The following is a 21,630-nucleotide window of genomic DNA, read 5'->3' as shown; positions in this document are numbered from 1 at the left end:
AGGTTCGATCAACCCTGCCCCGCCCGGCACCGGACATCAACCAGACGCGCAATCCAGGATCATGAAGGTCGGTGAAGTCATGCCTTCGCGGTACTTGCGCGGATTGATGGCTTCCAGCTCCGGCACGGGCCGGGTTTCCTTGAGCGCGCGCAGCGTGAAACCTGCTGCCAGCACCGGACCGATGATCTCACCGAACGGCCGGTAATAATCCGCCACGACAACGGGTTTGCCGCCGAAGCCTTTCCAGGTGGCCTCGCAAAGTTGCACCCCGAACGCCGAGGGCGGGTTGTACCAGGTGTAGGCGCCCATCGGATGCTGGACAGACATGACCAGCCGGCCGCCCGGTTTCAGCACGCGGCGGAATTCGGACAAGGGCACGCTCCAGTCGCGCACATAATCAATGGCGAGGGACGACACCACGAGATCGAAATACCCTTTCTCCGGCAAGGGCAGCGGCTGGGCCATATCGGCAACGAACAGGCGCGCCCGCGCGCCGACGCGCTCGCGCGCCACCTCGATCATCGCCGGGCTGATATCGAAAGCGGCCAGTTCAGCCGCGCCCTTGTCCAGCAGGTCGCGCGTCAGGAAACCCGGCCCGCAACCGGCATCAAGGATCCTGAGGCCCGCCACGTCGCCGATCTGCGCGCGCATGGCCGGGTGCTCGTTATAGCCGTTCTCGGCCTTGGTTTCGGCGAGGTCCGAATAGCGCCGCGCGAGCGCTTCGTAGGCGTCCAGCGCAATGGGGGCGTCGGGGTCGGACATGGCATTCGCCTCAGTCTGCCCGCGCGTCTTCCTGCTCCGCCCAGAGCGCCGCAGCGCCGCGCGCGAGGTCGCGGACCCGGGCTATGTAGGCCTGACGCTCGGTCGGGCTGATCGCGCCGCGGGCGTCAATCAGGTTGAACGTGTGGCTGGCTTTCAGGGCGTAGTCATAGGCCGGCAAAGGCTTGCCGACGGCGCGCAGCGCATTCGACTGGCTTTCGCAATCGGCGAACCAGCGCTTCAGCATCTCGACATCGGAATGCTCGAAATTGAACGCGCTCTGCTGGCGCTCGTTCTCGAGGAACACGTCGCCATAGGTCAACGGCACGGCAGAATCCGGCGCGTTGAATGGCAGGTCATAAACGTTATCCACGCCGAACACGTACATCGCGAGGCGTTCCAGACCGTATGTGAGCTCGCCCGAGACCGGCGCCACATCGAGCCCGCCGACCTGCTGGAAATAGGTGTACTGGCTGACTTCCATCCCGTCGCACCAGACTTCCCAGCCGAGGCCCCAGGCGCCAACGGTCGGGTTCTCCCAGTCATCCTCAACGAAGCGGATGTCGTGCACGGTCTCGTCGATGCCGATGGCGCGCAGGCTGCCGAGGTAGAGGTCCTGCAGGTTCGGCGGGTTCGGCTTCAGGATCACCTGGTACTGGTAGTAGTGGCCAAGCCGGTTGGGATTCTCGCCGTAGCGGCCATCCTTGGGCCGGCGCGACGGCTGGACATAGGCGGCGCGCCAGGCTTTGGGGCCCAGAGCCCGCAGCACCGTCGCTGGATGCAGCGTCCCGGCGCCGACTTCCATGTCGTAAGGCTGGAGGATCGCGCAACCCTGCGCGGCCCAGTAGGCCTGCAGCGTCAGGATCAGGTCCTGGAAGGATTTCGGCTTGGCGTCAGCTTTCGGGGCGGGCATGTTCGGCTCATCGGCAGGGGAAATGCCGGCCTAGCGCCAAGCCCAATCCGGCGCAACCGGTCTCACCGGTCGTTTCGCCCACGCCCCTTGTCGTGATCGGCTTGCCCGAACCAGCCGATCCACGAAACGACGACGCCTGCGACGATGCTCAGAAACAAAAGAACATAGAACATGTCATGCTCCCTTCCTCGCCCCCTTGTATCTCAGGTTGGGTCCATCCGGCCCGATTGCAAGCGGTTTTGAACCCTACCAGACAATTGGATGGCCTTCCACGATCGCCTGCGCGGCAGGCGTGCGCGCGCCGGCGGCGTCGTGGCTGACCAATGGCGGCAGCAGAGTCAGCGGGCCGCGCTTGAGCCCTTTGCGGGCGCGGACCAGTACCCGGCGGGCCGGCTCGTCCGCTTTTGAGGCGATCGGCAGCACGGTAATGTCCCCGGCTTGCCGGTCCAGCTGGGTCAACAATCGGGCCAATTCGGCCGCGCGGTGGATCAGGATGACCGGCGCCCGGGGCTTGGCCGCATGCAGCATCGCCTTGACCCAGCCCTCCAGCGGCAGGCTTTCGATATAGGCTCCGGCCTTGCCGGCCCCCGGCTCGGAGATCTTGCCGGGTTCGAAGTAGGGCGGATTGGCGAACACGAGATCGAACCGGTTTTCATGCGCCTGCACCCAGGCGGAAGCTTCGGCGGTCTCGACCGTCACTCGCGCGCCGAAGCTGTTGAGGTCTGCCCCCTTCCGGGCCAGCGCGGCGATGGCCGCGTCCTGCTCGATACCGGTGAACGCAGCGCCGGAAAGCCGGAACGCCGCTGGCAACAGAGCGCCGCCACAGCCGCAGCCGAGTTCAAGCGCCTCGCCTTTCTCGAGCGCGGGCAGCGCCGCCGCGAGGACCAGGGAGTCAAAGCCCGCCCGGAAGCCGGCCGCCGGCTGCACTAACGTCACACGGCCCTGATAGACGGTGTCGCGCGTCGTGTCCGGTGCGGGGGTATCGGGATCGCGGCTCATGGCCTGCCATCGGCCACGTCCGGGTTCCCGTCAACAGGCCCAGGACGAGTTCCAGCCAAAGCCCGGATGGTTATAGAGCGTGTAGGTCGTGTCGCCGGGCGATACGCTGAGATCGTAGACGTCGCCGTCGTCATAGGTGACCGTGATATCGGCGTCGTAGCCGGCATAGCTGACGAAGTAGAGAAAGCCCTCTCCGCCGCTGACGCCGGAATACTCCATCAGATACCCGTCGCCCGATGCGCACTCCAGCGCCTGGCTTTGCGACTGGTCAGGCCAATAGGTGCCGTTGGCCTCCTGAAGGCCGACATTGAACGCAGCTAGGTCCGCTGATGAACAACCCGCCAGGACCGACGCGCCCGCCAACCCCGCCAACAAACTCTTCTGCATGCCGAATCTCCCGCAACGCCTTCGGCGAGATTCGCTGCAATGGCCGCAAGATCAATGCCGAAAATGATCCACCGCCAGGTTGCGCAGATCACTCGTTTGCAAGATTACCGATGGTCAGTCGCGCCCGGGTCAGCTGTTCCGTCGGCACCATGATGCGGCGCGGAAAGGCGCCGATATTCCCCTCGACCGCCGCGATGTGCCGGTCAAGCACGAAAAATTCGATGCCGGCCTCTGCGAGGAGGTGTTCGGCATAGGACAGTTTGACTGGGTCGTTGGTCCGGAAGACTTCTTCCATCAGCCTGACGTGACCCGCAGGTTCATGTCGACCGAACGGGCGTCATAGGCTTCCGGCTTGTCGGGCTTCGGCCCCGCGCCTGTGACGATTTCCAGCGTATGGGTCGTCTTGCCGGTGCTGCCGCTGCCGCCGAGGGGAAAACCGATGCCGATTCCGACACCCACGCCGGAATAGCCCCGCGAGCCCGTGCTGCCCCCGATGCTGACCGAAGTGCCCCCGCCCGACCGGCTGGACGTGTCGGCATCCACGCTCTCATGCGTGATCTCGAACCAGTCCTGTCCATCCGACAGGGTGACCTCCGACGCGCGCAGCAGCGCCATGTTGCGGGCGCGGACGGGATCCTTGTCGGTGTAGGAAATACGGTAGCGGCCGGTCTCGATCTTTTGCGAGAGATAGCCCTCCCCGTGATCGGACTTGGCCGGGCCATAGGTCGGCGTGGTCGCGCAGGCGGCCAACAGGGCGAGAGCGGGGATCAGGATTGCGTGCTTCATGGGACACATTTAGCGCGAATCACGACGCTGTGTCAGCCATTGACGACAAAAGACGGTTGATGAACGCCATTTCATGGGGTGAATACGTGCGGCTGGGTGCCACGTCGCCTTGGCCCGGCACTCACGTAGAATTACTTACCGCTCAAGAGCTCGACCTGGAGTGCCATTTGACCCTCGCGCCCAAACCTAAAAGCAAGGCTGCGCTGGCTACGGTGCTCGACAGGATGCAGGCGCTCGTCGCGGACGATCTGGAACAGGTCGAACGCCTCCTCGCGGAACGCGCGGCAAGCCCGGTCGCGATCATTCCCGATCTCTCCGGATATATCGTGGCTGCCGGCGGCAAGCGCCTGCGCCCGCTGATCACGCTGATCGCGGCCAATGCGGTCGGCAAGTCCGGCGCGCCGACCCACGCACTGGCTGCTGCAGTCGAGTTCATCCACACGGCAACGCTTCTGCACGACGATGTTGTCGACGAGAGCGAGATGCGGCGCGGCAAGCCCGCAGCAAAGAATGTCTGGGGCAACAAGGCGTCGATCCTTGTTGGTGACTTCCTGTTCGCCCGCGCCTTCAACTTGCTGGTCGAAACCAACAGCCTCGATATCCTCAACCGGCTGGCCACTGCGTCGACGGTGATCGCGGAAGGCGAAGTGCGCCAGCTGGCGGCGATGGCCGCGCGCGACCTGCCGACCGAAGAATATCTGGCCATCGTCGAAGCGAAGACCGGCGCCCTGTTCGAAGCAGCCGCCGAGACCGGCGCCCTGTCCGGCGGCGGTGAAAACCATGCTGCGGCACTGGCGACCTATGGCAAGAATCTCGGCCTCGCCTTCCAGATCATCGACGATGCGCTGGACTATGGTGGCACGACTTCGGTAATCGGAAAATCCGTCGGAGACGATTTCCGGGAAGGCAAGATAACGCTGCCTGTGATCATCGCGCGCCGGCGCGGTTCGGATGAAGACCGGGCCTTCTGGGACCGCGCGCTGAACACCGAAACGCAGGAAGACTCAGACCTTGCCCACGCGGTGCATCTGATCCGCGCGACCGGCGCCGCCGAGGCGACGGTGCAGGAAGCCGAAGCCTATGCGGGCCTCGCAAAAGGCGCGCTGCGCACCCTGCCCGCATCGCCCTATCGCGATGCGCTGGAAGACCTCGCCGACTTCTGCGTCAGCCGCGCTTACTGATTGGCCGTCGTCTCCAATTGCCGGCCGAGCGTCAGGCGCTGGCGCACCCAGAGCCAGATTCCCGCCGCCAGCAATCCGGCAAACACGATCACATCGAGGGGCAATCCCGGCGGGCCATACGCCCCGATCGCGGCCGCGAACGGACCGGCGATGACGCCGCCCGCGCACACGGCTGTCATACCCCACCAGAGCCGCGCGACCTGGGCATGCGCCCAGCCTGAGCGCAGCAACAGCTGGTAGGCATGATCCCGGTGGGCCTTCAGCACCGGCCGTCCATGGCGCGCGCGCCAAGCGAGCGTCATGAACACATCGATCAGGATCGGCAGGCAAAGCGTCAAAGGGATCAGCACCGGCCCGTGCAGCGCGAACAGCGCCGAGGCGCCGCCGATCAGGGCGCCGATGGACAGTGCGCCCGCATCGCCCGCGTAGAGTTTGCCCGGGAGGTTCCAGAGGAGAAAACCTGCAAGCGCGGCGGATGCGGCAAACAGCAAAGCCATCATCAGGGTCGGCGCGCCATCGCCCGAGCCGAACACGGTTCCGGGCACCAGCATCATGCCCAGCACGAGCAGGATGATCAGCGCGGTGCCCATCGCGATGCCGTTTGCGCCGTCCATGAAGTTCACCGCATTCGCCATCACGAACAGGAAGACCGCCGCGCCGATCACCGCCGCCATCCAGGGCAGCGCAACACTGCCGCCGCCGATCCAGAGCAAAGCCGGCTGCGGGCCCATGAGCACACCGAAAAGCGCGCCGCCCAGCAGCGCCACGAGCTTGGCAAGCGCCGGCAGGCCGAACGCGTCATCCGCCCATCCGATCAGCGCGGCAAACACGGCGAAGGCGGCGATGCCGGCGAGCGGCGCCGATTGCAGCAGGTCCGAAACGGGCGCGCCCAGAAGCGCGAGCAAACCCGCGCTGGCGACCACGCCTGACAGAACGCCCACGCCGCCCGAGCTTGGCACCGGTGCAGCCTGCGTCTTGCGACCGCCATCGGGCGTGTCCTTCGGACCAAAGCGGATCATCAGCCAACAGATGAACAGGCTGACGGCGAACGGAACGACGAATAGAGTGACGAGACTCATGGAATGGCTCCAAGCAGGCATGGCGCGCTCCACCAGCGGGGGTGCAGGGTCTTCACGACCACCGACGCACGCTCCGCGAAAGCCAGGGCTTCAAACAGCGCAAAACAGGTGGCGCCCGATCCGCTCATCCGGGCGAGGCGCACGCCGGGCTGGGCGCGAAGGAATTCGAGCACGCGGCCGATCTCCGGCACCAAAGCCATGGCGGGCGCTTCCAGATCATTGCGCTGACCTTCAAGCCAGTGCGCCAATACCGCAGCATCAGGAAACGCCGGAAACGGACTAATCTCGCGGAAATTCCCGCCGCCGCCCGCCGCATCATAGGCGCGGAAGATCGGCCCGGTGGGGCATGCAACGCCGGGATTGACCAGCAGCGCCCGCAGAGGCTCTGGCAGCGGCGCGGGGATGACCCGTTCGCCTTCGCCGCGCATCAAGGCCGGCACACCGGCAAGCGCCACGGGCACATCGCCGCCAAGCCCCGGCGCAACAGCCGCCGCATGCGAAGGATCGATACCCCAGAGCTGGGTCAGCAGACGCAGCGCGGCCGCAGCATCTGATGATCCGCCCCCGATCCCGGCTGCGACGGGCAACCATTTGTCGAGCGAGATCTTCGCCCCTTTGGTCGTGCCGCTGGCGGCCTGCAGGGCCTGCGCGGCGCGCAGCACCAGATTGTCCGCATCCGGACCAGCTTCGGCGGCGCCGGGACCGGACACCGAAAGCGACAAGCCGTCTGCCGTCTCGACCGTCAGATGGTCGCTGGCGGCCATATTGCTGAACGCGACCAGGGAATCGAGATCGTGCCGGCCGTTCGGCTTTACCGGCCCGACATGCAGGAACAGGTTCACCTTGGCGGGCGCGAACGCCTTGAGCTGGATCATGGTGCTTCTCCCGAATGCCTGCCGTCAGCGCGCCACGGCCGAGCCGGGTGCCGGTGGGGGCGCCCCGGGACCCGTCATCAACTTCTGCTCAATCTTCGCCTTGTCTTCCGGGGCCGGATCAAGTTTGAGCGCGCGCCGCCACTGGAATCCGGCTTCCTTGCGGCGGCCGACTTGCCAGTACGCATCACCGAGATGATCGTTGAGGACAGCATCGCCAGGCATCAACTCGACCGCGCGTTCGAGATAGTCGACCGCCAGATCATATTGCCCGAACTTGTAGTGCGCCCAACCAAGACTATCGACGATATGCGCCGAGTCCGGCTGCAGCGCCACGGCCTGCCGGATAAGATCAAGTCCATCGGCGAGATTCACGCCCCGGTCGATCCACGAATAGCCGAGATAATTGAGCACGGTTGCGTTGCTGGGATTGATCGCGAGCGCACGCTTCAAGTCCGCTTCGGCGCCCTCATAATTGCCCTGGCGCTCCCGCGCCGCGCCGCGCGAAAAGATCGGCCGCCAGTCTTCGCGGCCTTCGGCTTCGTCAGCGGCAATCACATCGGTGAGGATCGCTTCGGATTCGCCGTAACGTTCCAGCGCGCGGTAGAGATCGGCCAACTGAAGGCGCAGGCTGCGGTCCGGCTTGGCCGCCAGCGCTTCGGCGGCGACCTGCAGGGCCTCATTGGCGCGCTCTTCCTGCAGCAACGTGCTCGCCATCTGGCTGCGCGCCGCGGCATAATAGGGCGAGCTTTGCGGCACATCCCTCAGAATACGGATGGCCTCGTCGCGGCGGTCCGCCTGGATCAGCGACTGCGCCCACAGGGTGCGGGCCTGATGCAAGTCCGGATCCAGCGCGACGGCGAGCACGAAATAGACCGCCGCCACGTCGTCACTGGTCTGGAAGAACAGCGCCGAGGCCGGCAGGAAGAGCGCAAGCGCGGCGCCCTGGCGCACCGTCAGCCGCGGCGCTTTGATGGCCTCGCCCGCTTCGATCCGTGCCTTCAATGCTTCGAGCGCCGCGTTGTAGCCGACATCGGCGCGGAACCGGTTGAGGATCGAGAGGGCCTTTTCCCGTTCGCCGCGTTCGGCGAGCAAGGCCGCGTAGGTCTCCGTACCCGTCGCTAGCCGCGCGCCCGAGGCCCAGATCGCGTCAAACGTGGCGAGGGCCGCGTCGTCCTTGTGTGCGGCTGTCTGCACGAGGCCCAGGATGTGGAGCGTCGCATTGTCGAGGCGCGGATCGCCGGTGAGGTTCTTCTGAAGCAGCGCTTCGGCGGCATCGGCGCCTTCCACATCGAGCAGGCACCAGGCTTCCATGTTGCGCGCGACCATGCGGTTGAAGGCGCTCAGGTCGCTCGCCTCCACCAGGTCGATTGCCGCTTTGGTCTTCCCCCGGCCGATCGAGTCCGCGATCAGCGTCAGCCGGACGAGGCTCGCCTCGCTGCCGGAATCACTCGCCCGGCGCGCCATGCCGGCCGCCAGCCCGTAATCGCCCGCCAGCAAGGCCGAAAAGACCGCGCGCTCGGCAAGGTCCAGTTCCTCGGGCGCGGTCGAGATCGCCGACGCATAATGGCGCGCCGCCATTTCGGGATCGTTGGTCAGGGCAGCCACACGTGCGACCATGAAGTCGCTATAGGCCCGCGCCTCGTCCGGCCGGTCAGCCGACGGATAGGCCGTCCGGCCAAAGGTTCCCGTGGCGCAGGCCGCAGAAATACTCAGCGGCGCGAGCGCCAGCAAAACCCTGAAACGTTTCATGCCGTGAAATTTGCAGCATCCGAGACAGGCGGCAAGAGGCCGGGCGCTGCGCCGGAAGGTCAGTTCGATGCCAGGCGCAGGTCCTGCTGGTCGAAATAGGCGTCGATGGCGGAAGCGATGGCGGTCACGGCCGCCTTGCGTCCTTTCTCGGACTGGAGGCGCTTGGCATCGTCGGCATTGGTGACGAACCCGAGTTCGACGAGCACCGCCGGCACATCGGGCGCAAGCAGCACATAATAGCCCGCATTGCGGTGCGTGTTGCGCAGGACCGGCCCGGCAGCCGCCAGTTCGGGCAGCAGCAGTTCGGCAAATTCGGCCGAGCGGGTTTTGGTCTCGCGCTTGACGAGATCCTCGAGCAGGCCGTTCAGCTGGCCGGGCGTGCCATCCTCGATGGCAATCTTCCAGTCATTCCGGCTCGACTCCCTGTCAATCCGGGTCTCGCCGCGCGCCGAGATGGTATAGACGGACGCGCCCGCCACGCTGGCGGAGCCCGCCGCGTCGGCATGTAGCGAAATGAACAGCTCGGCGCCCCAGTTCCGGGCCATCGTGACCCGGTCCTCGTGCTCCACAAAGACATCGGTGTCCCGGGTCAGGCGCACTTCATATTTGCCGGTCTGTTCCAGAATATCCCGCAGCGCCAGAGCCGCTTTCAGGGTGATGTCACGCTCCTTGCCGCCGTTCACGGCAAGGGCGCCCGGATCCTTCCCGCCATGGCCCGCATCGATCACAATCACGTGTTTGCGCGGCCCCGTCGCCTTGCGCGTCGCCGTCGCCGCTCCGGCAAGTTTCTTCGCGTCTGCGCGGGCCTCGGCGAACTGGGTCTCCAGTTTCGCCAGCTTCTTGGTGTCCCGGCGAGCCGCGACGGTGTAGCGGGTCGGCGAAATCGTATCGAGGTCCAGAATCACGCGGTAGGCGCGCTCCTTCCCGGTCGGCGGGAGGCGCAGCATCCGGGTGACGGCCATCGGACGGTCCAGCGTGAACTCGAGCCGGCCCGGCTCCAGCGACCAGGATTCGACCCCGCCATTGCCTTCACCCGCTGCAGAATACCCGTTCTGCGCGAGAAGAAGCACTACCTTGCGTTCCCCGTTGCCCTCGGTCAGCAATCCGTCGGCCGACTCGGCCGTGTCTGTCCAAAGGGTGATCCGGGTCGGCGCGCCATCGCCGACGATTCGCACCTGCGTCACGTCCGCAATAGCCGGCGAAAGGCTCGTAAATCCCAGTATTATCAACAGGATAGACAGAAATTTCGTCATCGGTTTGGTCGGCGGCCTGGCAGGCTGGGGCAAAATGGGACAAAGCCCTCATAGACACGCGAAGATTAACCTCCGCTTGACCGGGCCTTAGCTGCGGCCCTGTTCCCGTTCGGAATTTGGCTCTTTCAATTCCGGATGAAATTGGGCACTATCTGTTCGTGGCCGTCCGAAGGGGCTGGCCCATAGGTTTCCCAACAGCGCGCACCAGACCCGGCTTCCCCGGAAAGGCAAGCGGGTAGCGCGCTCAGGAAAGCAAGGAACAATGCGCAAAAGTGCTGCTGCCACTACAGGATTCGCTAGGTCGCCCACGCGATCGGCGAAGCCTTCGGGCGTGGCATTTCCCTCAAATCCCATTACCGGCCTTCGGGGCCAACTGAGGCGCATCGCGCCCTGGCCCGCCGCGCCGGACCGAAAGGTTCTGTTACATGAGCAGATTGATGCTTATCGACGCCGCCCATCCCGAAGAAACGCGGGTGGCGATCGTCAACAACGGCCAGGTTGACGATTTCGACTTCGAGGCAACCGGCAACGAACAACTCCGCGGAAACATCTATCTCGCCAAAGTGACCCGGGTGGAGCCCTCGCTCCAGGCGGCCTTTGTCGAGTATGGCGGGAACCGTCACGGTTTCCTCGCGTTCAGCGAAATCCACCCGGATTATTACCAGCTGCCCGCCGAGGACCGCGAGGCCCTGCTGCGCGAGGCCGCCGAAGAGGCCGCTGCTGCCATCGAGGACGACGACGATGATGACGGCCCGTACGTGCCGCACGGCGTTGCCGCCGAACTCGAACATGGCGGCGATCACCACGCCCATGACGATCACGATCATGACGATGAAGACAATGATGGCGCGGAAGCTGATGCTGAGGCAGGCAACGATGAGGTAGACGGCGACGAGAACGGCGATGACGACGCCGCGCCCCGCCCCGCTAAGCCGCATGCCCGCAGTGCCCGCGCCGCAAAGCCCGCCTCGACCCGCACGCCGATTTCCAAGCGCTACAAGATCCAGGAAGTGATCCGCCGCCGGCAAGTCATGCTGGTCCAGGTCGTCAAGGAAGAACGCGGAAACAAGGGCGCCGCCCTGACCACCTATCTCTCCCTCGCCGGGCGTTACTCGGTGCTGATGCCGAATACCCCGCGCGGCGGCGGCATTTCGCGCAAGATCGCCAACTCGGCGGACCGCAAGCGCCTGAAATCCATTGTCGCCGAACTCGACGTGCCGGAGGGCCAGGGCCTGATCGTGCGTACGGCCGGTGCCAAACGCACCAAGGCCGAAATCAAGCGCGACTATGATTACCTGTCCAAGCTCTGGGAGCAGATCGTCGAAAAGACGCTGACCTCCGACGCCCCCGCCCTGATCAATGCCGAAGGTGGCCTTGTTCACCGGGCCATGCGCGACATGTTCGACAAAGAGATCGAGGAAGTCTGGGTCCAGGGCGATGAGGCCTACCGGGAAGCCAAGGACCTCGCCAAGATCATCATGCCGAGCCAGGCCAAGAAGGTTCAGCAATGGCGCGATGAAGAGCCGCTTTATGTGGCCGAAGCCGTCGAAGGTCAGCTCGATTCGATCTACTCGCCGGTCGTGCAGCTGAAATCCGGCGGCTATCTGGTGATCAACCAGACCGAAGCGCTCGTCGCCATCGACGTGAACTCCGGCAAATCGACCCGCGAGCGCAATATCGAACAGACCGCCGTGCGCACCAACCTGGAGGCGGCGGAAGAAGCCTGCCGCCAGATGCGCCTGCGCGATCTCGCCGGCCTGATCGTGATCGACTTCATCGACATGGAGGAGAACAAGAACAACCGCGCCGTCGAGAAACGCCTGAAGGAATGCCTGAAGGTCGACCGCGCGCGCGTCCAGCATGGCCGTATCTCGCAATTCGGCCTGATGGAAATCTCCCGCCAGCGCCGCCGCCAGGGCGTGCTCCAGGCAACATCCGATCCGTGTGAAGCGTGCAATGGCACAGGCCGCCGCCGCTCGATCCCGTCGGCTGCGCTGCAGCTGATCCGTGCCATCGAGGCCCGCGCGGCCATCGGCGCGCTCAAAGGCATCTCGGTCAAGGCACCGACCGATGTCGCACTCTACATCCTCAACAACAAGCGTGAAGCGCTGATCGAGATCGAACGGGTCGCCGGCTTTGCTGTCTCGATCCTGTCGTCGGAAGACATGCTGCCGGGTGACTTCCAGCTCGATGCCGAGCGCGACCCGAACGCCAAGCCGAAGAAACGCGCCACGCCGCGCTCGCTGATGAAGCCGACGCCGGCTTCGGCCCGCGACGATGACGATGAAGAGGTCGATGACGAAGAAATCAGCGACACAGCCGAAGACGACGAAGACGAAGACGATACCCCGCGCGCCGCTGCGCCCGAAGGCGCCGAAGGCGGAAACGGTGGCCGCAAGCGCCGTCGCCGCCGCCGCGGCGGCAAAGGCCGTGAACAACGCGAAACCGGCCTCGAAGTGGTCGATGCTGATGCGCCGGTCCAGACCGAGGCAACCGCATCGGACGAGGACGGTGACGAGGAAGACGACGAGAGCGACGGCTCGGCCGTAGCGCCCCGCGCCGAAGGCGACGAAGGCCCGCGCAAACGCCGCCGCCGTGGACGCCGGGGCGGCCGCCGCCGCCGCCGTTCGGGCGAACCGCGCGCCGAGGGCAGCGAGATTGAGGCCATCGCCGATGGCGGCGCCTATCTCGATGGGCTCTCGTCGAGCGCCGAAGCGATGTTGTCTGACGAGGACGACGCCGAACCGGGCGATGTGATCGAAGCATCGGCTCCGGATGACGCGGGCGACGCTGCAGACGCCGAGCCGGAGTCCGAGGTCGAAGCAGAGGCGGAGGCCGAGGTCGAAGCGGAAGCGCCCAAGGCGAAGACGCGCACCCGCCGCAGCCGTGCCAAGCCGGCTCCCGCACCTGAGCCTGTTGCCGCTGAGCCAGAGGCGGTCGAAGCCGAAGCGTCGCCGGAACCTGTCCAGGCCGAGCCGGAACCTGCGCCCGCTGCGCCGGAACCTGCTTCGGAGCCCGAACCTGCGATGGCCGAAGCCGAACAGCCGAAAGCCGAGCCTGCCGCCCCGCCTGCCCCGCCGCAGCCGGAAGGTCCGAAGAAAACCGGCTGGTGGAACCGCGGCCGCAAATAGCGCCGCGCCTCATCCGCACTCAAACAAAAAGGCCGGAGCAGCGATGCTCCGGCCTTTTCGATTGGGTGAACGAGACGATTACGCAGCAACTTTCGCCTTGGTGCCGGCGGGCGGGAAACGGTCGTAGAAGCCTTCGCCCTTGGCGGCCATGTCGCGCAGCAGGGCATTCGGACGGAACCGTTCGCCATACTTGTCGGCGAGCTTATCGGCTTCGGCGACGAATGCCTTGATGCCCCAGATCAGGTCGATGTAGGAGCAGCAACCGCCGGTGAAGGGCGCAAAGCCCCAGGCGAGGATCGAGCCGATATCGGCGTCGCGGGCATCGGTGATCACGCCTTCCTCGAAACAGCGCGCCACTTCAACGGCCTGACGGACGAGGAAGCGGTTGGTCAGCTCCTTCTTCAGGGCCGGCGGACATTCGTCGATCTTGACGGTGAGCTGCTTGTTGATGTCCGGCCAGAGGCGCGCGGGTTTGCCCTTCTCGTCATAGTCGTAGAAGCCCTTGCCTGCCTTGCGGCCAACGCGGCCCTGGTCTTCGACCAACCAGGCAAGGAACTGCGTGCGTTCATCCGACTGCAGATCGATACCGGTCGCTTCCGCCATCGCGCGCGTCACTTTGAGCGCGGTATCGAGACCGACGGAGTCGGACACTTCCAGTGCGCCCATCGGCATGCCGGCCTGACGGCCCACATTCTCGATGATCGCGGGGGCGATGCCTTCCGAGAGCATTTCCATGCCTTCGCGCGTGTAGGTGCCGAAGCAGCGCGAGGTGTAGAAGCCGCGGCTGTCACTGACGACGATCGGCGTCTTGCGGATGGCAAGGACATAGTCGATCGACTTTGCCAGCGTCGCTTCGCTGGTTTCCTTGCCCATGATGATCTCGACGAGACCCATGCGCTCGACCGGCGAGAAGAAGTGGATGCCGATGAAGTTCGCCGGGCGCTTCGACGCCTTGGCGAGGCCGGTGATCGGCAGCGTCGAGGTGTTCGATCCGAACACGGCGTCCTCACCGAGCACGGCTTCGGCCTGCTGGGTGATCTTCGCTTTCAGCTCTTCATTCTCGAACACGGCCTCGACCACGAGATCTGCGCCCTTGAAGTCATCATAGTTGTCGGTGGTCGTGATCAGGGCGAGCAACGCATCGCCCTTCTCTTTCGACAGCTTGCCGCGCGAGACATCCTTCTCGACGAGCCGGACGGAGTATTGCTTGCCCTTATCGGCAGCTTCCTTCGACACATCGACCAGAACGGTCGGGATGCCAGCCTTTGCCTGAACGTAGGCAATGCCGGCGCCCATCAGGCCCGCGCCGATGACCGCAATCTTCTTGAACTCCGTCTTCGGATGACCCGCCGGACGGTTTGCACCCTTGCCGAGCTCCTGCATCGACAGGAACAGCGAGCGGATCATCGCCTTCGCTTCCGGGCGCTGCTGGGTGTTGATGAAATAGCGCGTCTCGATGCGCAGGCCGGCATCGATCGGCACCTGGATGCCTTCATAGATGCAGGACAGGATATTCTTCTGCGCAGGATAGTTCCCATAGGTTTTCGAAGCGAGCATCATGTTCGCCATCGTGGCGACCTGGCCCACGCCCGGAGACTTATGCGGCACGCCGCCCGGTACCTTGAAGCCCTTCTCGTCCCAAGGCGCCTTCGCCTTCGGATTGGCTTTCACCCAAGCCTTTGCCCGCGCGACAGTTTCCGAGGACGGCGCAAGTTCCTGCACCACGCCCATCGCCTTCGCCTGCTCGGCCGTGAAGCTCTCGCCTTGAAGGATCAGTGGCAGGGCCGCCTGAACGCCGACCAGGCGCGGCAAGCGCTGCGTGCCGCCGGCGCCCGGCAGGAGGCCGATCTTGGCTTCCGGCAGACCGAATTGCAGCTTCGGATTGTCATTCGCCGCAACGCGGTAGTGGCACGCGAGCGCCACTTCCAGACCGCCGCCCAGCGCGAGGCCGTTCAGCGCCACCGCGACCGGCTTGCCGCAGGTCTCGAGCTTGCGCAGCGTGCCGTTCAGCGAGAAACCCGCATCGAACTGTTCTTTCTTCAGTTCGGCCTCGGACTTCTTCTTGGTCTCGGCGCCACCGCCGGCTCGGCTACCCATCTCGCCCAGGTCAGCGCCGGCGCAGAAGCCGCTTGCCTTTCCGGAAGAAATAACGAGGCCCTTGATAGCGTCATTGCTGGCAACTTCCTGGGTGATGGCGATGATGTCCGCAACGGCCTTGCCCGTCAGCGTGTTCATGCTGCGGCCCGGCACATCGAACACCGCATGTGCGATGCCGTCTGCGTCGATGTCCCATCCAAATGTTTCGAGCTTCATGTTCGGTCTCCTTGAATTCAGTGTGTCAGGTTTTGGCGGAAGGCAGATCGATCTCGGAACGGATGATCATGATCTTCTGCCAGATCTTGCTGGCAAGGTTTGTGGTCAGGCCTTCGATTTCGTTAACGGTGTGGATGATCACTTCGTCGCGCAGGCCTTGCATGTAGAGCGCGGCGAGCTTGCCGATCAGCGACAGCATTTCGGTACAGTAATCGAGATAGCGCATCAGGTCAGACGGGGTGAGGTCCCGCTCCGGCGACGAGGCCGTGCGCCCCGAACCGAGCAGGCTCGGCGGATCCTTGGTCAGCTGGTGCATGTCGATAACGTGCGCCATCGAACGAAGTTCGTGCAAAGCGGTCAGCGCTTGGGCCCGCTTGATGCGCGCTTCCAGATTGAGCAGGAACCAGATCGCCGCGCCCATCAAGATCAGGATGTTGGCGAGCGCCTCAATGCCTTCGAAACTGAGCTGCCCGCCATCAGGGCCGGTCAGCATCTCGACCTTCTGGGCAACGCCGATGCCGGTCACCGTGAGGCCAAGCACCAGCACGAGCGCGACGAGAATGCGAAGCAGAAGGTGCGGGCGGGCGACATCTCCGACGCGCTGCACATGCACCTTCGCGACGCGGCCGAGATCGCGCACCACGCTGGCCAGGCCCCGCTCCGGAAAACGCTCGACAACGCGATCCTCAAGACGGTAAAGCGTCTTGAGGATCGAAGCCGGCGACAGAGCGCTGTATTTGTCTTCCGGAGCCATCCGTGAACGGACCTAGACCCGCTCGATGATCGTTGCGGTTCCCATGCCTGCGCCAACGCACAGGGTGATGAGGCCCGTTTCCTTATCAGAGCGCTCAAGTTCATCGAGCACCGTGCCGAGGATCATGCCGCCCGTGGCGCCAAGCGGGTGGCCCATCGCAATGGCGCCGCCGTTCACGTTCATTTTCTCGTGCGGGATGTTGAGCAGTTTCATCATCAACATGACGACCGACGCGAAGGCTTCGTTCAGTTCATAGATGTCGATGTCTTCGACATTCATGCCGGCCTTTTTCAGGACCTTCTGGGTCACATAGGTCGGGCCGGTCAGCATGATGCCCGGCTCCGAACCGATGGAAGCCATTGCGCGCACGCGGGCGCGCGGCTTCAGGCCCATGGCTTCGCCCATTTCCTTCGAACCGAAGAGAACGGCCGACGCGCCATCCACGATGCCCGACGAGTTGCCGGCATGGTGCACGTGGTTGATCTTCTCGAGTTCCGGATAGCGCTGCTTGATGACTTCATCGAAGCCCATCGCGCCCATCCCGGCAAAGGACGGATCGAGCGCGGCCAGGGTCTGCATGGTCGTGTCCGGGCGCATGTGCTCGTCGTGCGCAAGGCGGATGCCGCCCATCTGGTCCTTTACCGGAACGATGGATTTCTTGAAGCGGCCTTCCTTCCAGGCCTGCGCGGCACGGCGCTGGCTTTCGAGGGCGAAGGCATCCACGTCATCACGGCTGAAGCCGTACTTGGTGGCGATCGTGTCGGCGCCGATGCCTTGCGGCGTGAAATAGGATTTCAGCGCGATCTGCGGATCGGTCGACCAGGCCCCGCCGGCGGCGCCCATCGGCACGCGGCTCATACTTTCGACGCCGCCGCCGATGGCCATATCGGCTTCACCGGTCATCACTTTCGAGGCGGCCATGTTGCAGGCTTCAAGGCCCGAAGCACAGAACCGGTCAACCTGCACGCCGGCCGTCGTTTCGGCATACTCGGCGTTCAGCACTGCGATCCGGGCGATGTCGCCGCCCTGCTCGCCGACTGGCGAGACGCAGCCGAACACCACATCGTCCACTTTCGATGTGTCAAGGTTGTTCCGCTCACGGATGGCCTGCAGAACCTGCGTGCCGAGGCTCAGCGCTGTGATCTCGTGCAGGGCGCCGGTGGACTTGCCTTTGCCGCGGGGCGTGCGCACGGCGTCGTAGATATAGGCTTCGGGCATTTGAAAGCTCCTTTCGGGGGATCAGGATGTAATGGCCGGCTTCGACACCGGATTGAGCGTAAGGGAGGCAGTGGCGCGGGCGGCTTCCTTACCGCGCGCGTCGAAGAGGTCGGCTTCGGCGAACACCATCGCCCGGCCGATATTGCGCAAGCGCGCGACGACCTCGATGGGGCCGACGCGCACCGGGCGCAGGAAGTGGGTGTGAAGGTCGACCGTCGAGGGCAGCTTCGAGGTTCCCGCCTTAACGGTCGTCAACATGCCGATGGCATCGTCCATCATGGCGACGAGATAGCCGCCCTGGATGAAGCCGGCCGGATTGGTGAACTCGGCCCGGCCGTCGAAACGGATCCGTGTCGTCATGGCCCGGGCATCCAGATCAAGCAGTTCAAAACCAAGCGACACCGAACTTGGCGCCGGCTTGGGAAAAACTTCGCGAAGGAGATGCCTATCGGGCATGATGGCTCAGAGCGTCCTCGCGATCAGCATTTTCATGACTTCGTTGGCGCCGCCATAGATACGCTGGACGCGGGCATCGGCATACATCTGCGCAATCGGATACTCGTCCATATATCCGAAGCCGCCATGCAGCTGCAGGCACTCGTCGATGATCTTGCACTGGAGGTCCGACACCCAGTATTTCGACATCGACGCTGTGGCCGCGTCGAGCTTGTCTTGAAGCAGAAGTTCGGTGCAGTGATCCATGAACACCTTAGCCACTGTCGCCTCGGTCTTGCACTCGGCCAGCTTGAACTGCGTGTTTTGGAAGTCCCAGATCGTGCCGCCGAAAGCCTTGCGGCTCTTCACATAGGCGACCGTTTCGTGGATCGCGCGCTCGATCATGCCGATGCCCTGCAGGCCGATGATATGGCGCTCCTGCGGCAATTTCTGCATCAACTGGATGAAACCCTTGCCCTCCTCGTCGCCGAGAAGGTGCGTGGCCGGCACGCGGACGTCATCGAAGAACAGCTCCGACGTGTCGGCGGCGTGCTGGCCGACCTTGTCGAGATTACGGCCGCGGCGGAAGCCGCCGTCGCCTTCCACCGGGTCCGTCTCGACACAGACGATCGAGATGCCCTTGGCGCCCTTGGTCGGGTCGGTCTTCGCGCAAACGAGAATCAGGTTCGCGGTCTGGCCGTTCGAGATGAAGGTCTTCGAGCCGTTGACCACATACTCGTTGCCGTCGCGCTTGGCCGTCGTCTTGATGTTCTGCAGATCAGAGCCCGCGCCCGGCTCGGTCATCGCGATGGCGGTGACGATCTCGCCCGAGCAGATCTTCGGCAGCCAACGGCGCTTCTGCTCTTCGGTTCCATAGGCGGTGATGTAGGGCGCGATGATCGCGTTGTGCAGCGTGATGCCGAACCCGTCGACGCCCTTCCACTGCTGTTGTTCGATGATGATGGCTTCATGGCGGAAGTCCCCGCCCGCGCCGCCATACTCTTCCGGCACCGAGGCGCCTAGCAGGCCCATCTCGCCCGCCTTTTTCCAGATCTCGCGGGGCACGACGCCGGCCTTGCGCCAGGCCGGCACATGCGGAACACACTCTTTCTCGAAGAACTGGCCCACGGCATCGGCAAAGATGTCGAGCTCCTCATCCTGGCGCCAGGCGGATTTGGGGACGTTGAGGGGGCTAGTCTGCATCGGGCAATCTCCAGGCCGGGTGCGGCACGCGGGTTGCCGCTTACGTTCACGTCAGCATGTAAGCGCTGCGGCACGGTTTCGCCATCCGTGCCGCAGCGTCAGCAGTATATCAGAACTGCGCTTCCGTGACCGCCATCATCGCGCCCGCGCCGGTCTTCACCTTCGCCAGGTGCGCCGCCGCGTCGGGCAGCAAACGCTCGACGAAATAACGGCCGGTCGCGAGCTTGGCCGCATAGAACGGATCGCCGGACTCTTTCTTCTCCAGAGCCAGTTTCGCCATCCGGGTCCACATGTAGGCCAGCGCCGTCAGGCCGACGAGGTGAAGGTAATCGTGGCTGGAGGCGCCGGCATTGTTGAAGTCGCTCATGCCGTTCTGCATCAACCACATCGTACCGTCCTGCATCTGGGCACGCACCGATTTCAGCCCGTCGAGGAACGGTTCCAGACCGGGCGTTCCCTCGGCCTGCGCGATGAACTCGTCGATCTCGCCGAAGAAGCTGAACACCGCACGGCCGCCATTTGCGCCCAACTTGCGGCCGACCAGGTCGAGCGCCTGAACGCCGTTGGTGCCTTCATAGATCAGGGTAATGCGGCAATCGCGGACGATCTGCTCCAGGCCCCATTCGCGAGTAAAGCCCGAACCGCCATGCACCTGCAGGCCGAGGTTCGCGCTCTCATAGCCCTTGTGGGTGAGGTAGGCTTTCACCACCGGCGTCAGCAGCGCCATGTAGTCACCGGCCTTCTCGCGCACCTTCTCGTCCGGAGACTTGTGCTGAAGGTCGCCCTGGAACGCCAGCCAGTAGGTGAAGGCGCGTGCGCCCTCGATAAAAGCCTTCTGGTCCAGCAGCATCCGGCGCACATCGGGGTGCACGATGATCGGGTCGGCCGGCTTGTCGGGCGCGGCCACGCCGGTCAGCGAGCGGCCCTGAACCCGGTCCCGGGCGAAATCGAGTGCATTCTGGTAGGCGATCTCCGCCTGCGACAGGCCTTGAAGGCCGACGCCGAGGCGGGCCTCGTTCATCATCACGAACATCGTGCGCATGCCCTTGTGCGCCTCGCCGACCAGCCAGCCGGTCGCGCCATCATAGTTCATGACGCAGGTGGCATTGCCGTGGATGCCCATCTTCTCTTCCAGGCCACCGCACGAGCAGCTGTTGCGCGCGCCGAGTGAGCCGTCATCGTTGACAAAATATTTCGGCACCACGAACAGCGAGACACCCTTGATGCCTTCCGGTGCGCCCTCGATACGGGCCAGTACAAGGTGAATGATGTTTTCGGTCAGGTCCTGCTCGCCGCCGGAAATCCAGATCTTCTGGCCGGTGATCTTGTAGGTGCCGTCGGCTTGCGGAACGGCCTTGGTCTTCATCAGGCCAAGGTCGGTGCCGCAATGCGGCTCGGTCAGGTTCATCGTGCCGGCCCATTCGGCCGAGGCCATCTTCGGACCGTACTTGGCCTTGAGTTCATCAGAGCCGCCCGCCATCAGCGCCTGATAGGCGCCGTGCGTGAGGCCGGGATACATGCCGAACGCCATGTTCGAGGACGAGACCATCTCGGTCCAGGCAATGTTCACCGCATGGGGCAGGCCCTGCCCGCCCATTTCCGGATGGGCCGACAGAAGCGGCCAACCATTCTCGACCAGCTGCTTGTAGGCGTCCGAGAACCCGTCCGGCGTTTTCACGCTGGCATCGTCGGCGCGCTTGCAGCCCTGCCGGTCACCCACGGCGTTCAACGGAAACAGCACATTCTTGGCGAACTTGGCGCCCTCATCGAGGATCTGGTCGATCACATCGGGGGTCGCATCGGCAAAACCGGGAAGGTTCGAATAGTTCTGCAGCTGAAGCATCTCGTGCAGGATGAACTGCATGTCGCGGACGGGGGCATCATAACGGGGCATTGAAGGAAGGCTCCTGGCAAACGGAAAGTCTGGTAGCCTGAATGGCAAAGCGTGTTGGAAAAGTCATTCCAACACGCTCTCTTTATCTACATTTTTATCAGTAGCTGGTTCTCAGACTTCGTCGAGCTGCTTGCGCGCCACCTGCTCATAGGCCGCGGCCTGGCGTTTGGTCTCTTCCGAGGGGCCATTATTGGCAACCAGATCTTCCAGCCACTCGATGCCTTTATAGAGTTCCGTTAGGGCGGTTTCGATATCGCCGCGCTGGATTTCCAGCTCGGCCGCCTGTTTTCGGAATTTCTCCAGCATCATGCGGGTCTGGGCGCGCTTGCCGTCATTCATGGCGTAGAGGTCGAGGATTTCGCGGATGTCGGCCAGCGGCAGGCCGAGGCGCTTGAGGCGGACGATGATCGTCAGCCGGGCGCGGTCCCGGTTGGAATAAAGACGCATCATGCCGTCGCGGGCCGGATGCAGCATGTCTTTATCTTCATAGAAGCGCAAAGCGCGCGGCGTCACCCCGAATTCCCGGGCAAGCTCGGAAATCGTGTAGGTCCGGGAATCGGCGGCAGAGATGGACGATATGGTGCGGTGTTGCATGGGTGGTTCCTCCGTTCGAGTCTGCTGACTTCTTTTCGGGAACTTTCTAAGCCGGCCCTTACGCGAACGTCAACGTAAATTTCCGCTTACGCGAAGGGAAACCGAGG

Annotated in this window: 19 protein-coding genes; 2 read left to right on the top strand and 17 right to left on the bottom strand. The window is 64.2% G+C overall.

The genetic code is table 11. The features are described from left to right. Positions 1 to 36 precede the first annotated feature (36 nt). The 6 genes from GC148_RS01405 to GC148_RS01380 form a co-directional block, all read right to left on the bottom strand. Complete coding sequence (locus GC148_RS01405) at positions 37 to 762, bottom strand: class I SAM-dependent methyltransferase (protein WP_291068238.1); 726 nt, start codon at positions 760 to 762, stop codon at positions 37 to 39. Positions 763 to 772: 10 nt separating this feature from the next. Continuing rightward, a complete protein-coding gene (locus tag GC148_RS01400) occupies positions 773 to 1,672 on the bottom strand; it encodes a glycine--tRNA ligase subunit alpha (RefSeq protein ID WP_291068237.1) in 900 nt (299 codons plus the stop codon). 246 nt (positions 1,673 to 1,918) lie between these two features. Then, positions 1,919 to 2,671, bottom strand: coding sequence for a methyltransferase (locus GC148_RS01395; protein ID WP_291068236.1), 753 nt, complete (start codon positions 2,669 to 2,671; stop codon positions 1,919 to 1,921). A gap of 30 nt (positions 2,672 to 2,701) precedes the next feature. Further along, the gene (locus GC148_RS01390; protein ID WP_291068235.1) at positions 2,702 to 3,058 is read right to left on the bottom strand and encodes a hypothetical protein; all 357 of its coding nucleotides are present in this window, start codon (positions 3,056 to 3,058) and stop codon (positions 2,702 to 2,704) included. Positions 3,059 to 3,146: 88 nt separating this feature from the next. Next, positions 3,147 to 3,353 (bottom strand): DUF2007 domain-containing protein, encoded by a 207-nt coding sequence (locus GC148_RS01385; protein WP_291068234.1) that lies wholly within the window; start codon positions 3,351 to 3,353, stop codon positions 3,147 to 3,149. Continuing rightward, entirely contained in the window at positions 3,353 to 3,844 is a 492-nt protein-coding gene (locus GC148_RS01380) for a hypothetical protein (RefSeq protein ID WP_291068233.1), read from the bottom strand. Before GC148_RS01380 ends, GC148_RS01385 begins: the two co-directional genes overlap by 1 nt. Before the next feature lie 167 nt (positions 3,845 to 4,011). On the opposite strand from GC148_RS01380, the gene GC148_RS01375 reads away from it, so the two are divergent. After that, complete coding sequence (locus tag GC148_RS01375) at positions 4,012 to 5,025, top strand: polyprenyl synthetase family protein (protein ID WP_291068232.1); 1,014 nt, start codon at positions 4,012 to 4,014, stop codon at positions 5,023 to 5,025. On the opposite strand, the gene GC148_RS01370 is transcribed toward GC148_RS01375, so the two are convergent. From GC148_RS01370 to GC148_RS01355, 4 genes are read right to left on the bottom strand one after another with little or no spacing between them, the layout of a single operon-like run. Continuing rightward, positions 5,019 to 6,104: a hypothetical protein gene (locus GC148_RS01370; RefSeq protein WP_291068231.1), complete on the bottom strand. Its 1,086-nt coding sequence runs from the start codon at positions 6,102 to 6,104 to the stop codon at positions 5,019 to 5,021. The two genes, GC148_RS01375 and GC148_RS01370, sit on opposite strands and share 7 nt — an antisense overlap. After that, positions 6,101 to 6,979, bottom strand: coding sequence for a 4-(cytidine 5'-diphospho)-2-C-methyl-D-erythritol kinase (locus tag GC148_RS01365; RefSeq protein ID WP_291068230.1), 879 nt, complete (start codon positions 6,977 to 6,979; stop codon positions 6,101 to 6,103). Before GC148_RS01365 ends, GC148_RS01370 begins: the two co-directional genes overlap by 4 nt. A 24-nt stretch (positions 6,980 to 7,003) precedes the next feature. Beyond that, complete coding sequence (locus GC148_RS01360; protein ID WP_291068229.1) at positions 7,004 to 8,728, bottom strand: tetratricopeptide repeat protein; 1,725 nt, start codon at positions 8,726 to 8,728, stop codon at positions 7,004 to 7,006. A gap of 59 nt (positions 8,729 to 8,787) precedes the next feature. Continuing rightward, positions 8,788 to 9,981: an N-acetylmuramoyl-L-alanine amidase gene (locus tag GC148_RS01355; protein WP_291068228.1), complete on the bottom strand. Its 1,194-nt coding sequence runs from the start codon at positions 9,979 to 9,981 to the stop codon at positions 8,788 to 8,790. Between the two features lie 425 nt (positions 9,982 to 10,406). On the opposite strand from GC148_RS01355, the gene GC148_RS01350 reads away from it, so the two are divergent. After that, positions 10,407 to 13,112 carry a ribonuclease E/G gene (locus tag GC148_RS01350; RefSeq protein ID WP_291068227.1) on the top strand — a complete coding sequence of 902 codons (2,706 nt, stop codon included), beginning with the start codon at positions 10,407 to 10,409 and terminating at the stop codon, positions 13,110 to 13,112. 78 nt (positions 13,113 to 13,190) lie between these two features. On the opposite strand, the gene GC148_RS01345 is transcribed toward GC148_RS01350, so the two are convergent. From GC148_RS01345 to GC148_RS01315, 7 genes are all read right to left on the bottom strand, one after another. Further along, positions 13,191 to 15,425, bottom strand: a complete 2,235-nt coding sequence (locus tag GC148_RS01345) for a 3-hydroxyacyl-CoA dehydrogenase NAD-binding domain-containing protein (protein WP_291068226.1) — start codon at positions 15,423 to 15,425, stop codon at positions 13,191 to 13,193. Between the two features lie 25 nt (positions 15,426 to 15,450). Beyond that, positions 15,451 to 16,179: a hypothetical protein gene (locus GC148_RS01340; protein ID WP_291068225.1), complete on the bottom strand. Its 729-nt coding sequence runs from the start codon at positions 16,177 to 16,179 to the stop codon at positions 15,451 to 15,453. A 12-nt stretch (positions 16,180 to 16,191) separates the two neighbouring features. Continuing rightward, entirely contained in the window at positions 16,192 to 17,397 is a 1,206-nt protein-coding gene (locus GC148_RS01335; protein WP_291068224.1) for an acetyl-CoA C-acetyltransferase, read from the bottom strand. A 21-nt stretch (positions 17,398 to 17,418) separates the two neighbouring features. Next, positions 17,419 to 17,853 (bottom strand): PaaI family thioesterase, encoded by a 435-nt coding sequence (locus GC148_RS01330; RefSeq protein WP_291068223.1) that lies wholly within the window; start codon positions 17,851 to 17,853, stop codon positions 17,419 to 17,421. A 6-nt stretch (positions 17,854 to 17,859) separates the two neighbouring features. After that, positions 17,860 to 19,035: an acyl-CoA dehydrogenase family protein gene (locus GC148_RS01325; protein WP_291068222.1), complete on the bottom strand. Its 1,176-nt coding sequence runs from the start codon at positions 19,033 to 19,035 to the stop codon at positions 17,860 to 17,862. A gap of 109 nt (positions 19,036 to 19,144) precedes the next feature. Further along, a complete protein-coding gene (locus tag GC148_RS01320; protein ID WP_291068221.1) occupies positions 19,145 to 20,929 on the bottom strand; it encodes an acyl-CoA dehydrogenase C-terminal domain-containing protein in 1,785 nt (594 codons plus the stop codon). 111 nt (positions 20,930 to 21,040) lie between these two features. Then, positions 21,041 to 21,523, bottom strand: a complete 483-nt coding sequence (locus tag GC148_RS01315; protein ID WP_291068220.1) for a MerR family DNA-binding transcriptional regulator — start codon at positions 21,521 to 21,523, stop codon at positions 21,041 to 21,043. Positions 21,524 to 21,630: the final 107 nt, after the last annotated feature.

Source organism: Hyphomonas sp., assembly GCF_016125515.1.
Classification (GTDB): Bacteria; Pseudomonadota; Alphaproteobacteria; order Caulobacterales; family Hyphomonadaceae; genus Hyphomonas.
This window is presented reverse-complemented; position numbering and strand designations above follow the sequence as displayed.